This window comes from Stenotrophomonas sp. STM01 (assembly GCF_014852135.1).
Taxonomy (GTDB): Bacteria; Pseudomonadota; Gammaproteobacteria; order Xanthomonadales; family Xanthomonadaceae; genus Stenotrophomonas; species Stenotrophomonas capsici.
Genome location: NZ_JACVBA010000002.1, coordinates 641,610 through 662,821 on the forward strand (window position 1 = coordinate 641,610; position 21,212 = coordinate 662,821).

Consider the following 21,212-nt stretch of genomic DNA (forward strand, 5'->3'; position numbering starts at 1 on the left):
GTCCGGACATAAAATGATGGACCGCAGTACTCCATACGCATTCGCATGGAGCATGCTTCCCAGCTAGAATCGGGAAAAACCTTAACTCCCGGCCCGGCCGGCCCCCTCAGCAACCGAAGGACTCCGCAGCACATGAAAATCCTCGTCGCGTACAAGCGCGTGGTGGACTACAACGTCCGCATTCAGGTCAAGCCGGACGGCTCCGGCGTGGTGACCGATGGCGTCAAGCTGTCGCCGAACCCGTTCGACGAAATCGCCCTGGAAGAGGCCCTGCGCCTGCGTGACAAGGGGATCGCCACCGAGGTCGTGGTCGCCACCATCGCCCCAGCCGACGCCCAGGCGCACCTGCGCAACGGCCTGGCCATGGGCGCCAACCGCGCCATCCACGTCGTCACTGACCAGGCCATCCAGCCGCTGACCGCCGCCCGCACCCTGCTCAAGCTGGTGGAGAAGGAACAGCCGGACCTGGTCATCCTCGGCAAGCAGGCCATCGACGACGACGCCAACCAGACCGGCCAGATGCTGGCCACACTGTGGGCGCGCCCGCAGGCCACCTTCGCCTCCAAGGTCGAGATCGCCGACGGCAAGGCCACGGTCACGCGTGAAGTCGACGCCGGCCTGGAGACGCTGGAAGTCGACCTGCCGGCGGTGATCACCACCGACCTGCGCCTGAACGAGCCGCGCTTCATCAAGCTGCCGGACATCATGAAGGCCAAGGCCAAGCCGCTGGAAACCCTGCAGCTGGCCGACCTGGGTGTTGAAGCCGCCGACACGTTCAAGACCACCCACTACGCCGCGCCGGCAAAGCGCAGCAAGGGCGTGATGGTGAAGGACGCCGCCGAACTGGTGGCTGCACTCAAGCAGAAGGGGGTGCTGTAATGGCCAAGATTCTCGTTATCGCTGAGCACCTGGACGGCAAGCTCAACAGCGCCGTCGCCAAGACCGTTTCGGCCGCTGCCGCCGTCGGTGGCGACATCGACGTGCTGGTGCTGGCCACCGACCCGGCCGCCATCGCCGCCGAAGCCGCGCAGATCGCCGGCGTCAGCAAGGTGCTCACCCTGGCCAACCCGGCCAACGCCCATGCCCTGGCCCAGGTGCAGGCACCGCAGATCGCCAAGGCCGCCGCCGGCTACAGCCACGTGTTCGGCGCCTCGACCACCACCGGCAAGGACCTGGTCCCGGCCGTGGCCGCGCTGCTCGGCGTCAACCAGGTTTCCGACCTGATGAGCGTCGAAGGCCCGCACACCTTCAAGCGCCCGATCTACGCCGGCAACGCCATCATCACCGTGGAAGTGCCGGCCGACCAGGTGGTCGTGGCGACCGTCCGCGCGGCTTCGTGGCCGGAAGCGGCCAAGGGCAACAGCGCCCCGGTCGAGGCCATCAACGTTGATGCCGCCCTGCCCTCGCACACCCGCTTCATCGGCCTGGCTGCCGGCAAGAGCGACCGCCCGGACCTTCAGAGCGCCAAGCGCGTGGTTTCCGGCGGCCGTGGCGTCGGTTCGGAAGAGAACTTCAAGGTGATCTACCAGCTGGCCGACAAGCTCGGTGCCGCCGTCGGTGCCTCGCGCGCCGCGGTCGATGCCGGCTACGTGCCCAGCGACATGCAGGTCGGCCAGACCGGCAAGATCATCGCCCCGGAGCTGTACATCGCCGTGGGCATCTCCGGCGCGATCCAGCACCTGACCGGCATCAAGGACGCCGGCACCATCGTGGCCATCAACAAGGACGGCGAAGCGCCGATCTTCGAAGTGGCTGATATCGGACTGGTGGGGGACCTGTTTGCCCTGCTGCCGGAGCTGGAAGCAGCGCTGTAAGCGAGCGCCAGAAAGTCCAAGCTGAACCTGGGAAGCAGCCTCTTACGAGGCTGTTTTCTTTAGGGACACAGTGAAAACCATCCACTCCGGCGCCAGCGTAGAATGCGCGGAGCAAGCGGTTCTTTTTTCCGGCTTGGCTGGTCAGAACGTTATTTCAAGGAGTGGCAGGCAACATGACGCGTCGCAAGAAGGTAATGGTAGTCTTCGGCACCCGCCCCGAAGCCATCAAGATGGCTCCGTTGGTCACGGCGCTGAAGAAGCATCCCGAGCTGGAAACCATCGTCGCGGTCACGGCCCAGCATCGTCAGATGCTGGATCAGGTACTGGAGTTGTTCGAGATCAAACCCGACGAGGATCTCAACGTCATGCAACCCGGCCAGACCCTCTCTGAACTAACGTCACGCATCGTGCAGGGCATGCAACAGCTCATTGCAAAGCATGCGCCTGACATGGTCCTTGTTCATGGCGACACCACCACCACGTTCGCCACGTCCTTGGCTGCGTTCTACCAACGCACCGCGATTGGTCATATTGAAGCCGGCCTACGCACCGGCAATCTGTATTCACCATGGCCAGAGGAAGCAAATCGCAGATTGACTGGCGTACTGGCCTGCCTGCACTTCGCTCCAACGCAGAAGTCTGCCGACAACCTGCGCGCGGAAAATGTTGACCCAAGCAGTGTCCATATCACCGGCAACACGGTGATTGATGCGTTGCTGGCCGTGGTTGAGAAGATCGAAAGCAGCACTGCCTTGAAGCGCGAACTTTCTGCCCGTTTCCCGTTTCTCGATGACTCCAAGCGCCTGATCCTTGTAACTGGTCACCGCCGTGAGAACTTTGGCGACGGTTTTGAGCAGATATGCCAGGCACTCAAGGAAATCGCTGCCCGCGGCGATACGCAGGTGGTGTATCCCGTGCACCTCAACCCCAATGTCCAGGAACCCGTCAAGCGCATCCTTGGTGATCAGGCGGCAGTACACCTTATTGAGCCGCAGGAATACCTCCCGTTCGTCTACCTCATGAGCCGCTCGCACATCATCGTCACCGACTCCGGCGGCATCCAGGAAGAAGCCCCTTCATTGGGCAAACCTGTGCTCGTGATGCGCGATACGACCGAGCGCCCGGAGGCTGTCGATGCAGGCACGGTGAAGCTCGTCGGTACCAACGCAAGCCGGATCGTCGCCGAAGTCACCGAATTACTGGACAACCAGACCGCCTACCAAACGATGTCAAAGGCACACAATCCGTATGGTGACGGCCTTGCCTCCCATCATGTCGTCGAACTGATTGCCCGCGTCCTGAGCTGATACCGAAGACCCCTGCCGACTATCCGCTGTCCTCGACGCATTGTGTGACGCGAGCCTGCCAGCACGCCATCTTCCCATCTCCGTGGTGTTCAGCATGCTGGCAGACTCGGGCGACTTGCGACTGCGGCCTTTCCACAACTGCCGCCGTGCCCGGATCGTCTGAACATGGGGTTGGCACTGCCCTGTCCTGGCAGAAACGGAGAGAAGATGAATGCCCGCGCACCTGCGGGCAGTCCGTCACCACCGCATGACCGGCTTTGGGTCCTGGCCACGTGCAATAGATCGCTTCCCTCTTCATCTCCTGAGACGGTATCTGCCTGTTCAATCTGGGGGGCCAGTCGCGGTTGGCCAGTTGCCGGCCCATAAACCCTGCCGGCAAAGCCGCGGCCATACCCCCTCGGATGCCGGATCCGTCCGCAAATTACCCCCACGCAAGCCAGTGGCCCGGTTCTCCCTGCCGGAAGGCCTGCATTCTTCTTGATATGTCATTAAATGCGGTTAACCTTTCACGCACCCACCGTTGGGCCATCGGCGCTGATCCGCCTCCTTCAGAACGTCCCTCACCATGCATATCCGCCTCCCTGAGGTTGCCCCCTTCCGCTATGCGCTTCCTCTCGCGGCATTCGTCCTAACGGTCATTGGATATTTCAGCCAGTCGATCTTTGACCCCATGCAGGTCAAACCTCTCAAACTGCTGTTCCATATAGCCCTGATCCTCAACGCCATCGCCGCCCTTGTCTGGCTGCTGAAGCGTCAGATCCCATTGACCATCTTTGTCAGCGTCGCGTGGCTGGCCGCCTTGGTCTACTTCGCCGGACTGGGACCGAGCGCCGCCGTGCTCCTGCTCGCGGCCAGCGCGGTGGGGCTTGGCACACTGGTAGTTCCTGCCAACAGGAGCAGCCTGGCAGTTGTAGCCCTGTGTGGACTTGCACTGATAACCACGGTGATCAGTTGGTCTCTGCCTTTCCGCATTCACCATCCCTGGGTCTATTTCCTCGCTGGCTCCATCATCGTCGCGTTGCGACTTCAGCCCATCATTGATGCGGCGGCAAAAGGAAATCAGGAGTTCCAGAGGATTCTCCGCACCTATCCCTGGGCGGCGTTCCTCGTCGTCAATGTAGTGGGAGCGTGCTCCACCCCGCTCTGGCTGCCCACCATGCAGTCGGACGATATTGCCTACCACCTCGCCCTGCCTACCCAGCTCCAGCTCCTGTCCTACTACCGCATGGACATCGACGGCTCGATCTGGGCGCTTTCGCCTTGGGCGACCGACATCGTACAGGCCATTCCCCAGGTCCTCACCGGCACGGAGAGCCGCGGCCCCGTCAATCTGGTATGGATGCTATGTCTCTATGGAGGCATGTGGAGGCTGGGGCGCCAGCTCGGCCTTGCTCCTTCGCTCAACCTGCTGACCATCGCCTTGCATGCCAGCCTGCCGATATCCAGCTCGATGTTGGCGGGCATGCAGACCGAACTGCCAAGCTCGGCGGTGTTCATCAATCTTCTGTGCCAGATCGGCGGACGTCGCGTACTGAACGCAAGGACCTTGTCCAGCATTGCCATACTTGCAGGCCTGCTGCTGGCAATAAAGCTGTCCAATGCCCTGCTTCTGGCACCGGCAGCCCTTTGGCTTGTTGCTCGCCATCACCGCCAGTTCCCGTATCGAGGTCTGCCAGCGGCAGTCCTGTTGGGTGCATTTGTCGCGCTCCCCAGCTTTACCTATGCGGCGATCGTGGCTGGCAATCCCTTCCTGCCATTCCTGAACGGATACTTCGAATCCCCGTACCTGCCGATCAAGAACTGGACAGACACGTCCTGGCAACGCGACATCAACCTGATGTTGCCATGGCTGCTTACATTCAAGACGTCGGATTATCTCAGCGCCACCAATGGAGCCACTGGCTTCATCTACATATTCTGTGCCGCCGGCTTGTTTCCCGGGCTCTACTTCCGCCGGACCCGTGCGGTCACACTGGTCGCAGTTGGCGCATTTGCTGCAGTCTTTTCCCAGATCCAATATGTCCGGTACACACAGCCTGCGACAGTTGCGCTGCTGATTGCCGCCGCGACGGGCCTTCAACTGCTTGTTCGTGGAAGCAAGCCGCTCGCCATCGGCATGACAGTGCTATGCGCCCTCAACGTGAGTGTCGTCGGAAGCGGCTACTGGCATCTTCGCCATGGGGCCCTGAGGATGTTCATCAAGGATGGCCCGGTGGCGACACTGGATCACTTTGCTCCCCAGAGATCCATCGCGGCAATGCTCGCCGCATCGGGGGAGTCGAACATGCAGGTCATCTTTCATAATGTCGACTCACAGGGAAATGCCGAACTTGTCATTCCCACTCTGACCACATCCTGGTACAACCCCGATGTCGCCGCGGAACGCAGCGATGCCGATGCCGACCCGACCGGCAATACCTGGGCAGCCTTGATGGCGAATCACGGCACCACTCACCTGGTGACGAATCGGAACCAGATCACCCCTGGGCTGAAGGCAGCGCTGGGCACCGTGGGTGACGGCATCATTTACAGGGCTGGCGTCTACGACGTCTGGCGCATCAACTCCAGAACCGCGCTTACCTATGAAACCATCCACAGCGGCGATGACTACATCAAGCTGCGCTATCCCTCGTCAGTTCATCCCGGACTCGTCGCGATTGATGCCCAGTTCTCCTGCTCCCTGCCCGGCGAACCCATCGTAATCAGCATATCCTCGCGCAGCACCATGGGTGGCAAGGACCGCAACCTCCTTTCCCGATGGGCTGTATGCGGCCCGGACATGATTGCCAAGGGAAACATGGAGACATCCCTCACTGACCAGAGTCAGGTCATCTTGTTTACGGCTGTGCCACGCAAGCCCATGCATTTTGAGCTGCAACATATTTCCACCCATCTCAGCGCCAATAGCCCTGGTGCCTCCACCGACCCAGCGACACAACTGGTGCAGCAGATCACACGGTCGATCGGCTTTGACGAATCCAAGTGAGTAAACCGATTATGCGCCCCCATATTCTTCCCACCCCGTCCGTCGCCGTAGTGATTCCATGCTTCCGCGTGGGGAAGCTGGTGCTCGATGTCATCGCCCGTATCCCTGAATCGGTAACGGCCATTTATGTCATAGATGACTGTTGCCCCGTCGCCACAGGGCAGTTGGTGCAGCAGAGCTGCGACAACCCCAAGGTCAAGGTTCACTTCCACGAACAGAACCAGGGTGTCGGCGGCGCAGTGATAACCGGCTATCGTGCCGCTCTGCAGGATGGCCACGATATCGTCGTGAAGATTGACGGTGACGGCCAGATGGATCCCATTCTGATCGACGGATTCATTGCTCCCATCATCGAAGGTCGGGCGGACTACACCAAAGGCAACAGATTCCACCGGCTGCGCAATGTTCGGCGCATGCCTCCCGTACGCCTGTTCGGCAACGCGGCGCTCTCCTTCATGACCAAGCTCTCCAGCGGCTATTGGCAGGTATTCGACCCAACCAACGGCTACACGGCATGCCATCGCCTCGCTTTGCGGGAGCTGGACTTCGACACACTGTCACGCCGATATTTTTTCGAGTCTGACATGCTCTTCCAGCTCAACCAGGCAAGAGCCGTTGTAATCGACGTCCCCATGGTTGCAAAGTACGAGGACGAACCAAGCAGCCTCAGGCCATCGCGCATCCTGCTCCCGTTCATGCGCGGGCATCTGCGCAATACCGTGAAGCGCCTCTTCGGCAGCTATTTCCTTCGGGGTTTTTCTGTCGCTTCGGCTGAGTTGATCGCTGCAGGCCTGTTGATAGCGTTCGGCAGCATCTATGGCAGCCATGCATGGATACGCTCGATACTCGACGATGTGCCTGCCACTGCCGGTAGCGTCATGCTGGCGGCCCTGCCATTGATCCTCGGGATGCAGCTGCTGCTTTCCTGGCTGCACTTCGACGTTTCTTCCGAACCCAAGACTCCGTTGCAGCGGATCATAGGCAACTACCCGAGGAACTGATCGGCCGGTGCCCAGCATCCCCTGGGCACCGCGACACCGTCGCAGGGCGCTGCATCAGCTCGTTCTGGCGCAGGAGCGAGGCTAGAAGGAAAGCTGCAAGGATCGCCGCTTGAATCGAACGCTGGCGAATATTCGCCAGCAGCCAAATCCGAATCAATACCTGTCAGAAGGTCAACTGCCTGCGCCCTTGGCCGAACACCCTCCCGGCCCCGATCCGGGGCATCGATTGGCAACCCGCATCAGGTCGGCCTATCGCACGGAATCGGACGATGGAGCCGCGGCGGTGGCAGGGGACTGTGCGCAGCCCCCTGCCAGCTCTGATCGCGTACAGCGCCCCGCTCCCAACCTTGCCAGCGGAGCCTTCGCTGCCATTGATGCTTACTTCGCGGTGATCGTCAGCTTGCCGAACGCCACCGGTGCTTCATCCTCACACTGATAGCTGACCCGATGCTCGCCTTCTGCATGGATGAACTGTGGTGCAGCGTATGAAGCCGAAGCGCTGCCGCTTGCGACGACGATATCCGCCCGCTCATCGTCCACGAACAATACCGGATCTCCACGAACGCGGCGCACCTTGAACCAGAGCGCGGAGTTGCCGCTGGGCTGCTTGTTCATCGGCTGCCCCTTGGATCCAACCTGCGGCCCCCATGCTTCCACATCAAACACACAACCGTAGTGATCGCGGTTGATCGTCATGCCGTGCTTGCCCACGTTGGGCGTATCCCACATCTGCAGGGCGTACTGATGGCCCCATACGAGATCATCGCGCAGTGCCCTGAGCTCGTTCCGACTATCCCGTCCTGCTTCACAGGACTTGTCATCGTCACGGGAACACCTTCTCCAGCCCTCATTACCCGGAACCAGCATGGACGCAAGAAAGTTCCGGGTCCGCATGTCCGGATGGAGGATTGCTTCGGCGTGAGGCAGCGATACCTGCCCGGCAGTCGCCATTTCCACAATCTTTGGCGCCAACTCGTACAGTGGCTGGGTCCCCATCGACTTGGGCCCGTTCTTTCCGTCGATCACAATGAGCGGCGTAAGGCTCAGACGAGCGTAGCCTTCGGGCAAGGTCGTCCCACCCTCGCGCAAACCCGCAATTTCATAAGGATCAGGGGAAGAATCCAGCACGGGAGCATGGTCGCCAAAGATGACGATCAACGCGTCCGGATCCATATCCCGCAGTGCGTCAACGTAATCGGCAAGCGCCTCGGTGCTGTAGGAAATGGCATTCGCATAGTTCCCCAACGCCACTGCAGCCGGCGTCACCTGTATCCGATCCGGGCGCTTGGTTCTGTCCCGCTCGTAGGGGTAGTGCGAGCTGAGGCTGACGACATAGGAAAGATGAGGACGATCCTTCTTGAGGAGATTCAGTCGCGCGAGCGACTGGAACAACAACGATCGATCATTCAGGAACATTCCATCCCGATCGTCCATTTCAAATGCCTGATCAGGAAGATACTGTTCAAAACCTACCTTTGCGTAGGCCGTATCGCGGTTCCAGAAGGTCTTCTTGTACGGATGGCTTGCCGTCGTCAGATAGCCATACTGGCGCAGGACGGCCGGCATGCACGGCAGATCATTGGTGATGCCCTCGGAAAAAACTACTCGCCCGGCACCGGTGGCGGGCAAACCACACAGTACTTCGAACTCGGCATTCGCGGTTGCACCACCAAAAACCGGGCTCAGCACACCTGAACGCCCGCCAGCATTCCACCAGTCACGAATACGCCCATCCCATGGATCCGAGCTCATTTTGAAGCCATCCAGGGCAGTCACGTCCCAAAAGCTCTCCACAAGAATCAAATGGATGTTCCGCGCATGAGTCGGCATGGAGGATCCGCGCGCTTTGGTCGCCGCCAAGGCATGGGCCACCTTTGATCTGCTTGGAATCCTGTCATTGCGCATGTATCTGACCGCGTCGCTGGCCAGGTACAGGAACCCCCCGCGCTGCTTCAGCACGTCAACACGACTGACCCCGCTTTCGCTGCTGAGTATCTCGTCACCATTTACCAGCCAGACCGCACCCAGAATGGTAGCCACCAGCAAGGGCGGCAGGAGAAGCCACTTCAGGCGATTTTTCCCCGGCCACAGCCCCCAGAGCGCCAGGCCGAGCAGTACCACGATGCCGGCAACCGCTCCGGCAAGCCGCGCGCCCTCAAGCACGCCGAGCAAAGCCACCGCGGGCTTCAAGTCCGCAAGGCCCAGCGGCATACCGAGCATGATGCTCTTGACGCCATTGCCGGTGATGAAGAATGCGGCAAGAGCGAAGCCCAATGCCACTGTCGCAACCGTTCTCCGTGTCACCCAGTGCACAACAGCCATTACTGCAAACAGGAGCAGGGAGTCCCAGAACACCGCCAAGGGTGCGTAGCTGAACCCCACGATCAATCTGGCAGCGCATACCGCCAGCAGAACCATCAGTATCGATACAACAAGGGAAGCAGCCAGCTGCTTCCAGAGAGTCGTCCTCTCAAAATTCATCCACTTGCTCAACGCACTTCCCCCCCGAAGTAGTTCGTCGCCTTCATCGCGGCGAACGCCGGTAATCATGAGGAACCCAAGGGCCCCATTTGGCTTCATACAAAGCCCGATTTTTATCGAACAACGCCTGCTTCGCCTCAGCCTTCAGCTTGTTGAAACTGGCTGACAAGTGATGATGCACGAAGACGTCTTCAGCACATAGCCTGCTGAACCCCGCCTGCTCGAGGCGACGGCAATAGTCATCATCCTCAAAGAAGCCGACACCAAACTGCTCATCCAGCCCACCCACGCACTCATATGCCTGCCGGCTGAACATCACGCAGAAGAATGCACTGGTATGTATGGGAAATGACTGGCCGGCATGCCTGCGCGTGTACTCGCCGGCAAGTCTCAACATCTCATCCATCGATTCATAACTGATTTCGATACGAGCCTCGTTGCCGATGTTGTTGGTAACCGGACCGACCAGACCCGCTTCCGGGTGGCGATGAAGTTGATTGCGCAGGGTACGCAGCCAGCCAGGCGTTACATAGGTATCGTTGTTGAGGACGACAAGATAGTCACCCTTTGCCACACGGAGCCCAACATTGTTGCCTGCGGAGAAGCCAAGATTGGCTTCATTGGGCAAGAACACCCGCCGAGGATCGCGCTTCACCCATTCCGCGAGAAACTCTCGGCTACCATCGGACGAGGCATTGTCCACCACGATGATCTCGAGGTTCCGGTAATCCGTATAGGACTCCAGGCTATGCAGGCATTGCTTGGTGTAATCGAGATTGTTGTAGGTAAGCACGATGATGCTGATCAACGGCTCAGCCAGGGAATCCAGCGCCTCATCCAGCGCTGCTGCACGGTGCAGCCAGGTCTGCCGTGAACCGAACTCCCTGCGAGGGGACTCCAGTGAAACATCCCCAACCGGCTCAGCCAAAGCCAGCTTGACCTGGTGCAGGAAACCCTCGTGGTCCCCGGCCAGCCGCACAAGCCCTTCAAACTGGCTCAACTCCGGCAGGTCAACCGATACGACCGGCTTGCCTGCGCTCAGGTATTCATAGACCTTGACGGGATTCGTGGCCAGCGTCAGTGGAATCACCTTGAATGGCAACAGGCATACATCAAAGCCGTACAGCCAGTAAGGTAGTTCGGCATAGGCGACTTCACCCACGAAACGGATGTTCTTCACATCGGAGACCGCTTCTGCGACGCCCGCCGTGTCACGCCCAACCATCAGCACGAGTGCGTCGGGATTGTCGCGCGCAACCTTGCGCAACAGATCCACATCAAACCATTCAGCGATGGCACCGTAGTAGCCGATCACACGGCGATGCTCCACGTCGGCAAACACCTTGGCCGGTCGGGACGAGAAGTGCTCGTACTCGGCCGCGTTGCGCACCATCGCAATACTGCGCGCCGAGGGGCTCAGCTCATCATGGAGCCACTGCGAGGTGACGATCAGCAAATCCGCTGTTCGGATCAGTTGATTCTCGCCGGACAGGATCTCGTCGGCATTGTCCTCGAATCCCCCATGGTGATCCATGCAGTCATAGACCAGCCTGCTGTTCGGAAGACATTGTGCCGGCTCCAACCAGTAGGGATGCTGGACAAAGGAAATGCAGCTCTCCGAACGGGTCCAGCCCAACAACGCGGCCAGACTGGAGCGGATCGCGTCCACGTCCGCCACCTTGGGCATTGCATGGTAGATCTGCGGCGAACCAGCCAGGTTCAAGTTGACCTGGAATAGCCTGCCCGACTCACCAAGAGGCTCAACTTTGAAGCCTGCAGCCGAACTATCGGCAAAGTTGTTGGATATGTAAAAGACGCGATGTCCCTTGGCTGCCAGCGCTGCAGCCAAGTGCTGAGGCCGCTGGATCCGGAAATTCCAATCGATCACGGCCCACACGAAAACGTCTGCAAGCGTGCCATCCGCCTTGGCCAGCTTCGGCAGACGGGAATAATCGACCTGCGCAGCGGGATCGACCACAGCCGCCTTGGCCGATGGTGACAGCAATTGCTTCAACCGCGCCTTGTCATTGGGGTCTACCCTGCCGGTACGGACTGTCCGGGCGCTGAAACGTGCCGCAGACTGCACCGGACGGGGCAATCGCTTGAACAGATGCCTGAGCTCATCAGCCGGATGAGACAACAGCCGACGCAGTACGCGGACTGGCCTTGTCACCCGCCAGGAGTTGCTTGCGTAAACCCCCTTCAGCTCCCGGTCCATCGATGCCATGCGCAATCGCGCGCGATGGTATGTCTCCGTCGGATCCTCATTTCCGCCTTCTGCTTCCGACCAGTACTCCGGCTCTGGCCCCACGTGCGCCACCACCTCCTCGCCCAGGCGTAGTGTCAACTTCAAGGCATGGTCAGCGTCAAAACGTTGCTCTTCAGCCATGCGACGCTGCGCCTCGGCTTCCACGCGTTGCGCTTCGGCTTCCAAGCGTTGTGCTTCGGCTTCCACGCGTTGTACTTCGGCGGCCGCCCGCTGGGTCCGTGCCTCCTTGCGCAGAGCGGACTCCTGTTCCACAAGCACAGCCTGGCGATGGACCAGCTGCCGTACCTCGTCAAGGACACGCCTGTTTTCCTTTGCAGCGTATTGCAGCGATTCCAGCAAGTGCGTACCTGCCAGTAGCGGCGCAATCACCTGCAGGGCATTCTCGAGCACGGCGGCATCCCGCCCATCCCGCGACACCAGATCCCCACGCCATGCTGGGCTGGCATTGGCCAGCGCCGTCTCCCGCACCAAGCGCCATCTATCCAGATCAACCCGAACCCCATCCAGAACGGTCAGTTGCTCCTTGTCAGCAGGCACACCTCCCCGAAGCCTCCCCAAGGCACCACCCAACTCCGTGGCCAATTGCGCCACCGCGTCGGCCTGGCCGATCAGAGTACTGGCTGGCTCCTGCTGCAGCGTCAGGTCCTCCAGGTAAAGCCCTTGCTCTTTCAACCACGCAGGATCCGCCCATACCAGCAGAATCTGCTCACCGGGCCAGAAACAGGGTTGGTCACCACGCGTATCAACGGCACTGGCGTGGACAAGGACCTTGCCGTCGATCACCTGCGGGATGTTCTCCGGCATGAAGGAGGCATGATGCTCCTCAATACGAAGCCGTTCACGGTAGGGAAGCATGAGCACGACACAGTGACGCGCTCGCGCTGCAATGGAATCAAGAACCTTCCATGGCTCATGGAAGTGCTCCAGGGTATTCGAGCTGAAAAGTACGTCATACCTGCGCGTTGACGGCGACTGCCCCCCCTCAAGCCAGTCCTCACTGACAAAGCGCTGTCCAGGGAAGCGAAGCGCCGCATCTGCAATCGCCACCTGCGAGAAATCCACGCCTGTGAAATCCACGCCAGGCAGGCCCTGGGCGAGCTCATTGGTTCCGTCGCCCAATGCACAACCCCAATCGCACCAGGCCAGACGCTCGCGCTTGCTTGCCTGGACAAGCCATGCCGGCAGCACTTTCAGTGCCAGTGCACCGAAATAGCGGGATTGATCACGCCCGCCCAGCGTTTCCCAGTCCTCCCCAAACCGGTCATCCCAGTAGCCTTCCGAGTTGATGGCCTTGTCAGACACTGGATGCTCCCTTGTATACCTGCGTGATCTTCGGCTGATAGATACCGAAATGACGAAATTGACTGATGACGGAAAAAAAACGAACGCCTTCGATGTATTCGTAATACTCCACAACAGCCCCTGCACGTCTTTCGACGGCAGCGACCAGGAAGTACTTGCCTTCCACCAGACCATTCACGAACTCGAATCCTATTTCCACCACCTGGCCGGCACGCCAATCGCTCGGCGGGGTCTTACCGGTGTCCGCCGTACTGGAAACGATGATGTCATGCCCGCGCAGATCCTTGATCGAGAACGCCACACAGAAGGTATCCGGGGTGTAATCGTCAGGAAGTGCAACCGCGAGTGTCACGGTGCAGGTCTCACCCCACCCCAGCATTTCGACGTCGGCACCGGTTCCCCCGGACAATGCCACTGCGCGGATCAGGCCGATCTGCTGCCCCCAATGTGCCAGGGGTTTGCCCTTGCCCATACTCGTGTCCGGAAGTGGGCTGACTGGCTCGTCCATCGGCAATTCCGCCTGCACATCAGGATGATCCTCCTCCGGTGCCTGAAGTGCCTCCGGGTCATCAGCGAAGATCGATTCCATGTAACGGGAACTGACCTGCAATACCGGCCCGATATCCTTCAGCGACCCACGCTCGAGCCACAGAGCGCGCTGGCACAGCGTGCGTACCGCAGCGACGTCATGGCTGACAAAGAGAACCGACGCGCCATCATCCTGGATCCGACGGATGCGCTTCATGCAGCGCGCCTGGAAGCGCGCATCACCGACCGCCAACGCTTCGTCCACCACCAGCACATCCGCATCAACGGAGGTGGCTACAGAAAAGGCGAGGCGCACGAACATGCCACTGGAGTAGGTCTTGGTCGGCTCGTCAATGTAGGCGCCGATATCGGCGAATGCGCAGATATCATCAAAGCGCGCCTCGATGGCTGCCTGGTCAAGCCCGAGAAGCCTGCCATTGAGGAAAACGTTCTCACGTCCAGTGAACTCGGGATTGAATCCCGCGCCAAGCTCCAGCAGCGCGGCAATGCGACCGGCAACCTGCACCTGCCCTTCAGTGGGAGTCAGCGTGCCGCACAGCATCTGGAGCATGGTGCTCTTGCCGGAACCATTGCGACCCATGACGCCAAGCGCCTCGCCACGCGGCACCTCAAAACTCACATGACGCAGCGCCCACACTTCCCGGCTGTGCTCCTTCGGCGCAAGCCCCAGCCCTTTCCTCAAGGGATCGGAGATCAGTTGCACCAACCGATCCACGGGCTTGGCAAACATGTCGTAGCGTTTGCCCAGCCCGTTTACGCGAATGATCGGCTCAGATGACATCTGCAAACCCCTTGCGGACATACTGAAACACCGCAAGCCCGCAGAACATGAGCAACAGCCCCACAGCAAACTGCCACAGCAGCAGGCTGTAGTTGGGCCAGACGCCAAAGATCAGGGTATCCCGCACCCCATCCATCACGCCGGTGATCGGGTTGAGTGTGACCACCTTGCGAAAAGAAGCCGGGACTGCGGTTATGGGATAGAACACCGGTGATAGAAAAAGCAGCATCGTCGTTGCAAGCGGCATGATCTGGCTCAGATCACGAAGATACACACCCAGTGCCGAAAAGAACCAGGTCAATCCCAGTGTGGCAAAAATCAGCGGTGCCACCACCAACGGAAATGCAACCGCTGTCACCGGGATGCTTCCCTTGAGCACAAGCATGGCCACCAGAAGAACCAGCAGACTGACCAGCATGTGGAACAACGCAGCCAGTGCGGCCGACAGCGGCAGGACTTCCAGAGGGAACACGACCTTCTTCACGAACTGCACATTCACCGTGATGAGTGCCGGCGCCTTGTTCAGGCACTCGGAGAAGAAGCCATACACGACCAACCCCGAGAACAGGATGAGAGCAAACTCCGAGGTCAGTGGCGTCTCACCAGCGGTTGTCGACCACCGGGAACGGAAAATCACGCCAAAAACGAAGGTGTAAACACCGAGCATCAGGACTGGATAGAAAAACGACCACGCCAACCCGATCACGGACCCTTTGTAGCGCGCAAATACCTCGCGCTTGGCCATTTCCCAGGCCAGGCTGAAACGTGCTGTCATCCTGCTCCCATCCTGCATCCGAGCGCCCCTGCTCAAGCCAGCGCCCGTTCCAGATCCGCCCGCAGATCCACAACATCCTCCACGCCCACGCTCAACCGCACCAGCGCGTCGCTGATGCCGAGCTGCTCGCGACGAGCGACGGGGATGGACGCATGCGTCATCACCGCCGGGTGGTTGACCAGGCTTTCCACGCCGCCGAGCGATTCGGCCAGGGTGAACAGTTCGGTCCTCTCGCAGAAACGCTTGGCGGCTGCGAAGCCCCCCTTGAGCACGATCGAGACGATGCCGCCGAAGCCGTTCATCTGGGTTGCCGCCAGCGCGTGCTGCGGGTGCGAGGGCAGGCCCGGGTAGATCACCTTCTCGATGGCCGGATGGGTTTCCAGCCACTTGGCCAGTTCCAGCGCATTGGCGCAATGCGCCTTCATGCGCAGCGGCAGGGTCTTCAGGCCGCGCAGCGCGAGGAAGCTGTCGAACGGGCCCTGCACGCCACCGACGGAGTTCTGCAGGAACGCCATCTGCTCGGCCAGCTCGGCGTTGTCGCCGACCACGACCATGCCACCGACCATGTCGGAGTGGCCATTGAGGTACTTGGTGGCCGAATGCAGCACCAGGTCCGCTCCAAGCTCCAGCGGACGCTGCAGCATCGGCGAGGCGAAGGTGTTGTCCACCACCACGACCAATCCATGGCGCTTGGCGATGGCGGCCACCGCGGCGATGTCCACGATCTTCAGCATCGGGTTGGTGGGCGTCTCGATCCACACCATCTTTGTCTTCGGCGTGATCGCCGCTTCGAAGGCCGACAGGTCGGTCAGGTCGACGAAGCTGAAGTCCAGCCCGGCGGTGCGGCGGCGCACCCGCTCGAACAGGCGGAAGCTGCCGCCGTAGATGTCGTCCATCGCCACCACGTGACTGCCAGCGTCCAGCAGCTCGATGACAGTGGAACTGGCGGCCATGCCCGAAGCAAAGGCGAAGCCACGCGAACCACCTTCCAGCGACGCCACGCAGCGCTCGTAGGCGAAGCGGGTAGGATTATGGGTGCGCGAGTACTCAAAACCCTGATGTTCGCCCGGGCTGGACTGCGCGTAGGTCGAGGTCGCGTAGATCGGCGGCATGACGGCGCCGGTGCTGGGATCGGGCGATTGCCCGCCGTGAATGGCCAAGGTGGCAAGCGACAAGCTGCGCTCGCCCTCCTGGCTGCGTGAGTGCTGATCCGTCATAAGTGCTTCCAGCGAAAGGGGCGGAATTCTATCAGTCTGGCCTGAACCTGCCGTGGTGCCCTCCCCCTGGTGGGCACCACGCCAGAATCACTGAACCCTGCGACGCAGGTAGTTCAGCAGGTCGATACGGGTAATCAGGCCCAGGAAGGCGTCACCATCGGTGACGATGGCCACCTGGCCACGGTCGAACACCGGCAGCAGCGCCTCGATCGGCGACTTGACCTCCAGCCGGTCCAGCTTGCTCACCATCGCCACCGACACCGGGTCGCGGAAGCGGGCTTCGTCACCGTACACGTGCAGCAGCACGTCGCTTTCATCGATGATGCCGACCAGCTGGCTGCCTTCCATCACCGGCAGCTGCGACACGTCGTACAGCTTCATGCGCTGGTAGGCGGTGGTCAGCAGGTCGTTCGGGCCAACCACAACGGTGTCGCGCTGGCTATAGGGGCGCAGGATCAGGTCGCGCAGGTCGCCGTACTGCGGGCGCTCCAGGAAGCCGTTGTCCAGCATCCAGTAGTCGTTGTACATCTTGGACAGGTACTTGTTGCCGGTGTCCGGCACCAGTACCAGCACCTTCTTCGGCGTGGTCTGCTCGCGGCAGTACTTCAGCGCGGCGGCCAGCAGGGTGCCGGTCGAGGAGCCACCCAGGATGCCTTCCTTGCCCAGCAGTTCACGCGCGGTGTGGAAGCTCTCCGCATCGCTGATCGCGTAGGCCTTCCCGACCCGACTGAAGTCGGAGATGTCCGGCAGGAAGTCCTCGCCGATGCCTTCGACCAGCCAACTGCCGGACTTTTCGTTCAGGGTGCCGTCGTTGATGTATTCGGCCAGGATCGAACCGACCGGGTCGGCCAGCACCAGTTCGGTATTCGGCGAAAGCTTTGCGAAGGCGCGCGAGAGGCCGGTCATGGTGCCGGAGCTGCCGCAACCGAACACGATCGCGTCCAGGTCACCGCCCATCTGTTCGATGATTTCCGGGCCGGTGCCGAACTCGTGGGCGGCCGGGTTGTCCGGGTTGCCGAACTGGTTGATGAAATAGGCGCCCGGGGTCTGCTCGGCCACGGTCTTGGCCAGGTCCTGGTAGTACTCCGGGTGGCCCTTGGCGACGTCCGAACGGGTCAGCACCACTTCGGCACCCATCGCCTTGAGGTTGAAGATCTTCTCCCGGCTCATCTTGTCCGGGACCACCAGGATCAGCTTGTAGCCCTTCTGCTGGGCCACCAGTGCCAGGCCCAGGCCGGTATTGCCGGCGGTGCCTTCCACCAGCGTCGCGCCGGGCTTGAGGTCACCGCGCTTCTCGGCGGCCTCGATCATCGACAGGCCGATGCGGTCCTTGATCGATCCACCCGGGTTCGAACTCTCCAGCTTCAGGTACAGCTCGCACACGCCGGCATCCAGGCGCTGGGCCTTGATGATGGGCGTGTTGCCGATGAGTTCGAGGACGGAGGAGTGGATTGCCATGTGTCGGATTCGGATCACGCCGTCAAGCGGCTGGACCCTCGATTATCCGATGGATATGCCAGAAAGTCAGGCAAACCGTCCGAAATGCTGCAGGTACATGAATGCGCATCAACCGCTGGCGCGGACAATGACGGCCGACGAGGAGGCCGCCATCGCCCGCGACATGACGGTCAAACGCGGGGGAGCGTCAGTTGGGTCGGTTCTCGTACATCCTCAGGAGTCGTTGCTTTGCCAGCAGCTTCTCCCGCTTCATCTGCCCCAGTGTGCCATCGCTGATGGGTAGCACTCCCAGTTCCGCATCCATGCACTTCTTGTTCAGCTTCTTGTGCTGTTGGTAGAGCTGCTTGAACTCGGGGTTGGCCTTCATCAAGGCTTCGATTTCACTCTGCGGCTGCCCTTCAAACATGACTTACCTCCTCATGCAGAAACAAGAACGCCCCGGCCTTGACGGCACGGGGCGTTGCAGGATGGAGCGCCGGGCCCGCATGCGACGGAACCACCCGGGATCATCCGGTCGACCGACCGGAAGCCTTCGGAACCTGGTTCGCGCCTGGATTGCACCGGCTCGGCCCTCCGCTGTCCGGGTGGCGGAAGTACCACCCGGACAATTGACCCTACGCCTGCAAAAAGGTTCCGGCAAGGGCTCAATCCATGCAGTGGCTGAATCAGCGATTTGACGCACATTCAGCCGGAAGCAGACAACAAAAACCTAACAATCTCAGCCAGTTAGGTTTATCAAGGCGCAACAATGACCTCGGCCGAGCGCGCCCGCGTGGAGGCGGCCTTCCTGCCGGTGACCTGGATGCGGTTGGCGGCCACCCCAGCGGCGACCAGGGCGTCCTTCAGCGCCTGCGCGCGGCGCTGGCCGACCCCGTTGGCGCTGTCGTAGGCCTCGATGGTCACCCGCCCCTTCTTGCCGATGTTCAGGTACTCGGCCAACGCCTTGGCCTGGTTGCCCGCGCCTGCCGACAGCGCAGCCTGGCCGGCGGCGAAAGCGTCGCCGGCGAAGGTGAACACCTCACCGCGGTTGTCGAACTTTGAGCCCGGCAGGCGCTGCCCGGACACCAGCTCGGCCTCCTCACGGGCCAGCTTGGCCGCGTTCTGCTGGGCCGCGCTCAGGCGCTGCTGCTGTCGGCCGGCGACGCTGGTCAGCGCGGTTTCGGCGTCCTGGCGGGCCAGGGTCTCCGCTTCGGCTGCCTGGCGTAGGCGTTCGGCCTCCTCGGCCTGGATCTGGGTCTGCACGCGCAACCGCTCGGCCTCCTGCCGGGCACGCAGCGCATCGCGGCGGCTGGCCTCGATCAGCAGCTCGCTGCGGGTGCGTTCGAGCTCCTCGATCTCACGGCGGGCCAACGCGGTACGCGCGGCCGCCTCGGCGATCGCCACCCGGCGTTCGGCCAGGTAACGGGCGTTGTCCAGGTCCTTGCGCTTGGCCTTGGCCAGCGCGCCGATGGCCTGCTGGGCCTGCAGCTTCTCGTAGGCGGCGACCTCGGCGGTACGCATGTCCGCCTGCAACGCCACCAGCCGCTGGTTCAGCCCGGCCACGGCCGGATCCTCGGCGGCCACGGCCGCCATCGGCAGGGCCAGCAGCCCGACCACCACCAGATTCCTCAGTGCCATCACCGGCCCTCCCCTGTTGCCAGTTGCCGTTGCAGTTGCTCGACCTCGGCCTTGCGCTGGGCCAGCTGGGCCTGCGCGACCGATTCCTCGCTCTGCACCCGGGCCAGGTCGGCGTCGGCGGCGGCACGCTGGGCCAGCACCGGGGCCTGCTTGCGCTCGCGGCGATCCAGCGCGGCGCGCTGGGCCTGTTCCAGTTGCTGGCGGGCCATGGCCATGGTGTCGGGGGCGTACTGGTCGGCGTCGGCGCGGTCAGCGCGTTCCACCGCCTGCTGCGCGGCCATCAGGTCGGCCGAGGCCGGGTCCTGCGCCAACGCGGCACCGCAGAACAGCGCGGTTGCGCAGGCCGTCACATACAGGATTCGTCTTAAGTGTGCGAAGCTAGCTTTCATTGGGGAGCCGTTGCCGGAGTGACTGAGCGCGGCCATTGTGGTCAAGCCTATGGCGTGCTTGCAACGGCACGCTGCCGTTTGTTGGGGAACTATTGCGCATGGATATCGGCTACTTCCTGAAGCTGATGACCGAAAAGAACGCTTCGGACATGTTTTTGACGACCGGGGCGCCGGTCTACATCAAGATCGAGGGCAAGCTGTATCCGCTGGGGAGCACCGGCCTGCCGCCCGGGATGGTCAAGAAGATCGCCTATTCGCTGATGGACGAGGGCCAGGTCCCCCAGTTCGAGCGCGACCTGGAGCTCAACATGGCCATCGCCCTGGCCGATGCCGGGCGTTTCCGCGTCAACGTGTTCAAGCAGCGCGGCGAGGTCGGCATGGTGATCCGCGCGATCAAGAGCCGCATCCCCAGCATCGAGGAGCTCAACCTGCCGCAGGTGCTCAAGGACGTGATCATGACCCCGCGCGGGCTGGTGCTGGTGGTCGGCTCGACCGGTTCGGGCAAGTCGACCTCGTTGGCCTCGATGATCGACCACCGCAACAGCACCTCCACCGGGCACATCCTCACCATCGAGGACCCGATCGAGTTCCTGCACAAGCACAAGCAGTCCATCGTCAACCAGCGTGAAGTGGGCCTGGACACCCATGCCTTCCACAACGCGCTGAAGAACGCGATGCGCGAGGCACCGGACGTGATCCTGATCGGCGAGATCCTCGACGCCGAGACCATGGAGGCCGCCATCGCCTTCGCCGAGACCGGCCACCTGTGCCTGGCCACGCTGCACTCCAACAACGCCGACCAGACCATCGAGCGCATCCTCAACTTCTTCCCGGAAAGCGCGCACAAGAACGTGCTGATGAACCTGTCGCTGAACCTGCGCGCGGTGATCTCCCAGCGCCTGGTCAAGGGCAAGGATGGCCGCCGCCGGCCGGCCACCGAAGTGCTGATCAACACGCCGATGATCCGCGACCTGCTACGGCGCGGCGAGGTGCACGCGATCAAGCAGGCCATGGAAGAGTCGCTGGAGGAAGGCATGCAGAGCTTCGACCAGTGCCTGTTCCGGATGGTCAAGGACGGCATCATCGAGCAGGAGGAAGCGCTGCGCGCGGCCGACTCGCGCGATGGCCTGGCCCTGAAGTTCCGCCTGTCCGAGGGCGCCAGCGGCGAGCATGACCCGTACGCGGACTTCAACATGGGCGCGCCGGCGACGATCAGCCACGGCTTCTGAACGTTGGGATGGCTGCCTGGCAAAAGCCCCGCCAAAG

15 protein-coding genes are annotated in these 21,212 nt (G+C 61.5%); 6 read left to right on the top strand and 9 right to left on the bottom strand.

Annotated elements, in window-relative coordinates; all coding sequences use genetic code 11:
* Nucleotides 1-132: 132 nt before the first annotated feature.
* The 5 genes from IB227_RS12815 to IB227_RS12835 all read left to right on the top strand — a co-directional run bounded on the left by IB227_RS12815 (nt 133) and on the right by IB227_RS12835 (nt 7,108).
* Complete coding sequence (locus IB227_RS12815; RefSeq protein WP_192287705.1) at nt 133-879, top strand: electron transfer flavoprotein subunit beta/FixA family protein; 747 nt, start codon at nt 133-135, stop codon at nt 877-879.
* Nucleotides 879-1,814, top strand: coding sequence for an FAD-binding protein (locus tag IB227_RS12820; protein WP_192287706.1), 936 nt, complete (start codon nt 879-881; stop codon nt 1,812-1,814). The genes IB227_RS12815 and IB227_RS12820 overlap by 1 nt, the downstream gene beginning before the upstream one ends.
* A 173-nt stretch (nt 1,815-1,987) precedes the next feature.
* A complete protein-coding gene (gene wecB, locus IB227_RS12825; RefSeq protein ID WP_192287707.1) occupies nt 1,988-3,121 on the top strand; it encodes a UDP-N-acetylglucosamine 2-epimerase (non-hydrolyzing) in 1,134 nt (377 codons plus the stop codon).
* A gap of 565 nt (nt 3,122-3,686) precedes the next feature.
* The gene (locus tag IB227_RS12830; RefSeq protein ID WP_192287708.1) at nt 3,687-6,107 is read left to right on the top strand and encodes a hypothetical protein; all 2,421 of its coding nucleotides are present in this window, start codon (nt 3,687-3,689) and stop codon (nt 6,105-6,107) included.
* A gap of 11 nt (nt 6,108-6,118) precedes the next feature.
* On the top strand, nt 6,119-7,108 hold the full coding sequence (locus IB227_RS12835; protein ID WP_192287938.1) for a glycosyltransferase family 2 protein: 990 nt from the start codon (nt 6,119-6,121) through the stop codon (nt 7,106-7,108).
* Between the two features lie 378 nt (nt 7,109-7,486).
* Here IB227_RS12835 and IB227_RS12840 read toward each other — a convergent pair whose 3' ends face one another.
* The 9 genes from IB227_RS12840 to IB227_RS12880 all read right to left on the bottom strand — a co-directional run bounded on the left by IB227_RS12840 (nt 7,487) and on the right by IB227_RS12880 (nt 19,946).
* Nucleotides 7,487-9,601, bottom strand: a complete 2,115-nt coding sequence (locus IB227_RS12840; RefSeq protein ID WP_192287709.1) for an LTA synthase family protein — start codon at nt 9,599-9,601, stop codon at nt 7,487-7,489.
* 31 nt (nt 9,602-9,632) lie between these two features.
* The gene (locus IB227_RS12845; protein ID WP_192287710.1) at nt 9,633-13,160 is read right to left on the bottom strand and encodes a glycosyltransferase; all 3,528 of its coding nucleotides are present in this window, start codon (nt 13,158-13,160) and stop codon (nt 9,633-9,635) included.
* Nucleotides 13,153-14,490, bottom strand: coding sequence for an ABC transporter ATP-binding protein (locus tag IB227_RS12850; RefSeq protein WP_192287711.1), 1,338 nt, complete (start codon nt 14,488-14,490; stop codon nt 13,153-13,155). The genes IB227_RS12845 and IB227_RS12850 overlap by 8 nt, the downstream gene beginning before the upstream one ends.
* Nucleotides 14,480-15,265: an ABC transporter permease gene (locus tag IB227_RS12855; protein WP_225591816.1), complete on the bottom strand. Its 786-nt coding sequence runs from the start codon at nt 15,263-15,265 to the stop codon at nt 14,480-14,482. Before IB227_RS12855 ends, IB227_RS12850 begins: the two co-directional genes overlap by 11 nt.
* A 32-nt stretch (nt 15,266-15,297) precedes the next feature.
* Nucleotides 15,298-16,482 carry a cystathionine gamma-synthase gene (locus tag IB227_RS12860; RefSeq protein WP_192287712.1) on the bottom strand — a complete coding sequence of 395 codons (1,185 nt, stop codon included), beginning with the start codon at nt 16,480-16,482 and terminating at the stop codon, nt 15,298-15,300.
* Between the two features lie 87 nt (nt 16,483-16,569).
* Nucleotides 16,570-17,940, bottom strand: coding sequence for a pyridoxal-phosphate dependent enzyme (locus IB227_RS12865; protein WP_192287713.1), 1,371 nt, complete (start codon nt 17,938-17,940; stop codon nt 16,570-16,572).
* Nucleotides 17,941-18,127: 187 nt separating this feature from the next.
* The gene (locus tag IB227_RS12870) at nt 18,128-18,346 is read right to left on the bottom strand and encodes a YdcH family protein (protein WP_132865713.1); all 219 of its coding nucleotides are present in this window, start codon (nt 18,344-18,346) and stop codon (nt 18,128-18,130) included.
* Nucleotides 18,347-18,675: 329 nt separating this feature from the next.
* The gene (locus IB227_RS12875; RefSeq protein ID WP_132865714.1) at nt 18,676-19,557 is read right to left on the bottom strand and encodes an OmpA family protein; all 882 of its coding nucleotides are present in this window, start codon (nt 19,555-19,557) and stop codon (nt 18,676-18,678) included.
* On the bottom strand, nt 19,557-19,946 hold the full coding sequence (locus IB227_RS12880; RefSeq protein ID WP_132865715.1) for a DUF4398 domain-containing protein: 390 nt from the start codon (nt 19,944-19,946) through the stop codon (nt 19,557-19,559). Before IB227_RS12880 ends, IB227_RS12875 begins: the two co-directional genes overlap by 1 nt.
* Nucleotides 19,947-20,044: 98 nt before the next feature.
* On the opposite strand from IB227_RS12880, the gene IB227_RS12885 reads away from it, so the two are divergent.
* The gene (locus tag IB227_RS12885; protein WP_132865716.1) at nt 20,045-21,175 is read left to right on the top strand and encodes a PilT/PilU family type 4a pilus ATPase; all 1,131 of its coding nucleotides are present in this window, start codon (nt 20,045-20,047) and stop codon (nt 21,173-21,175) included.
* Nucleotides 21,176-21,212 lie beyond the last annotated feature (37 nt).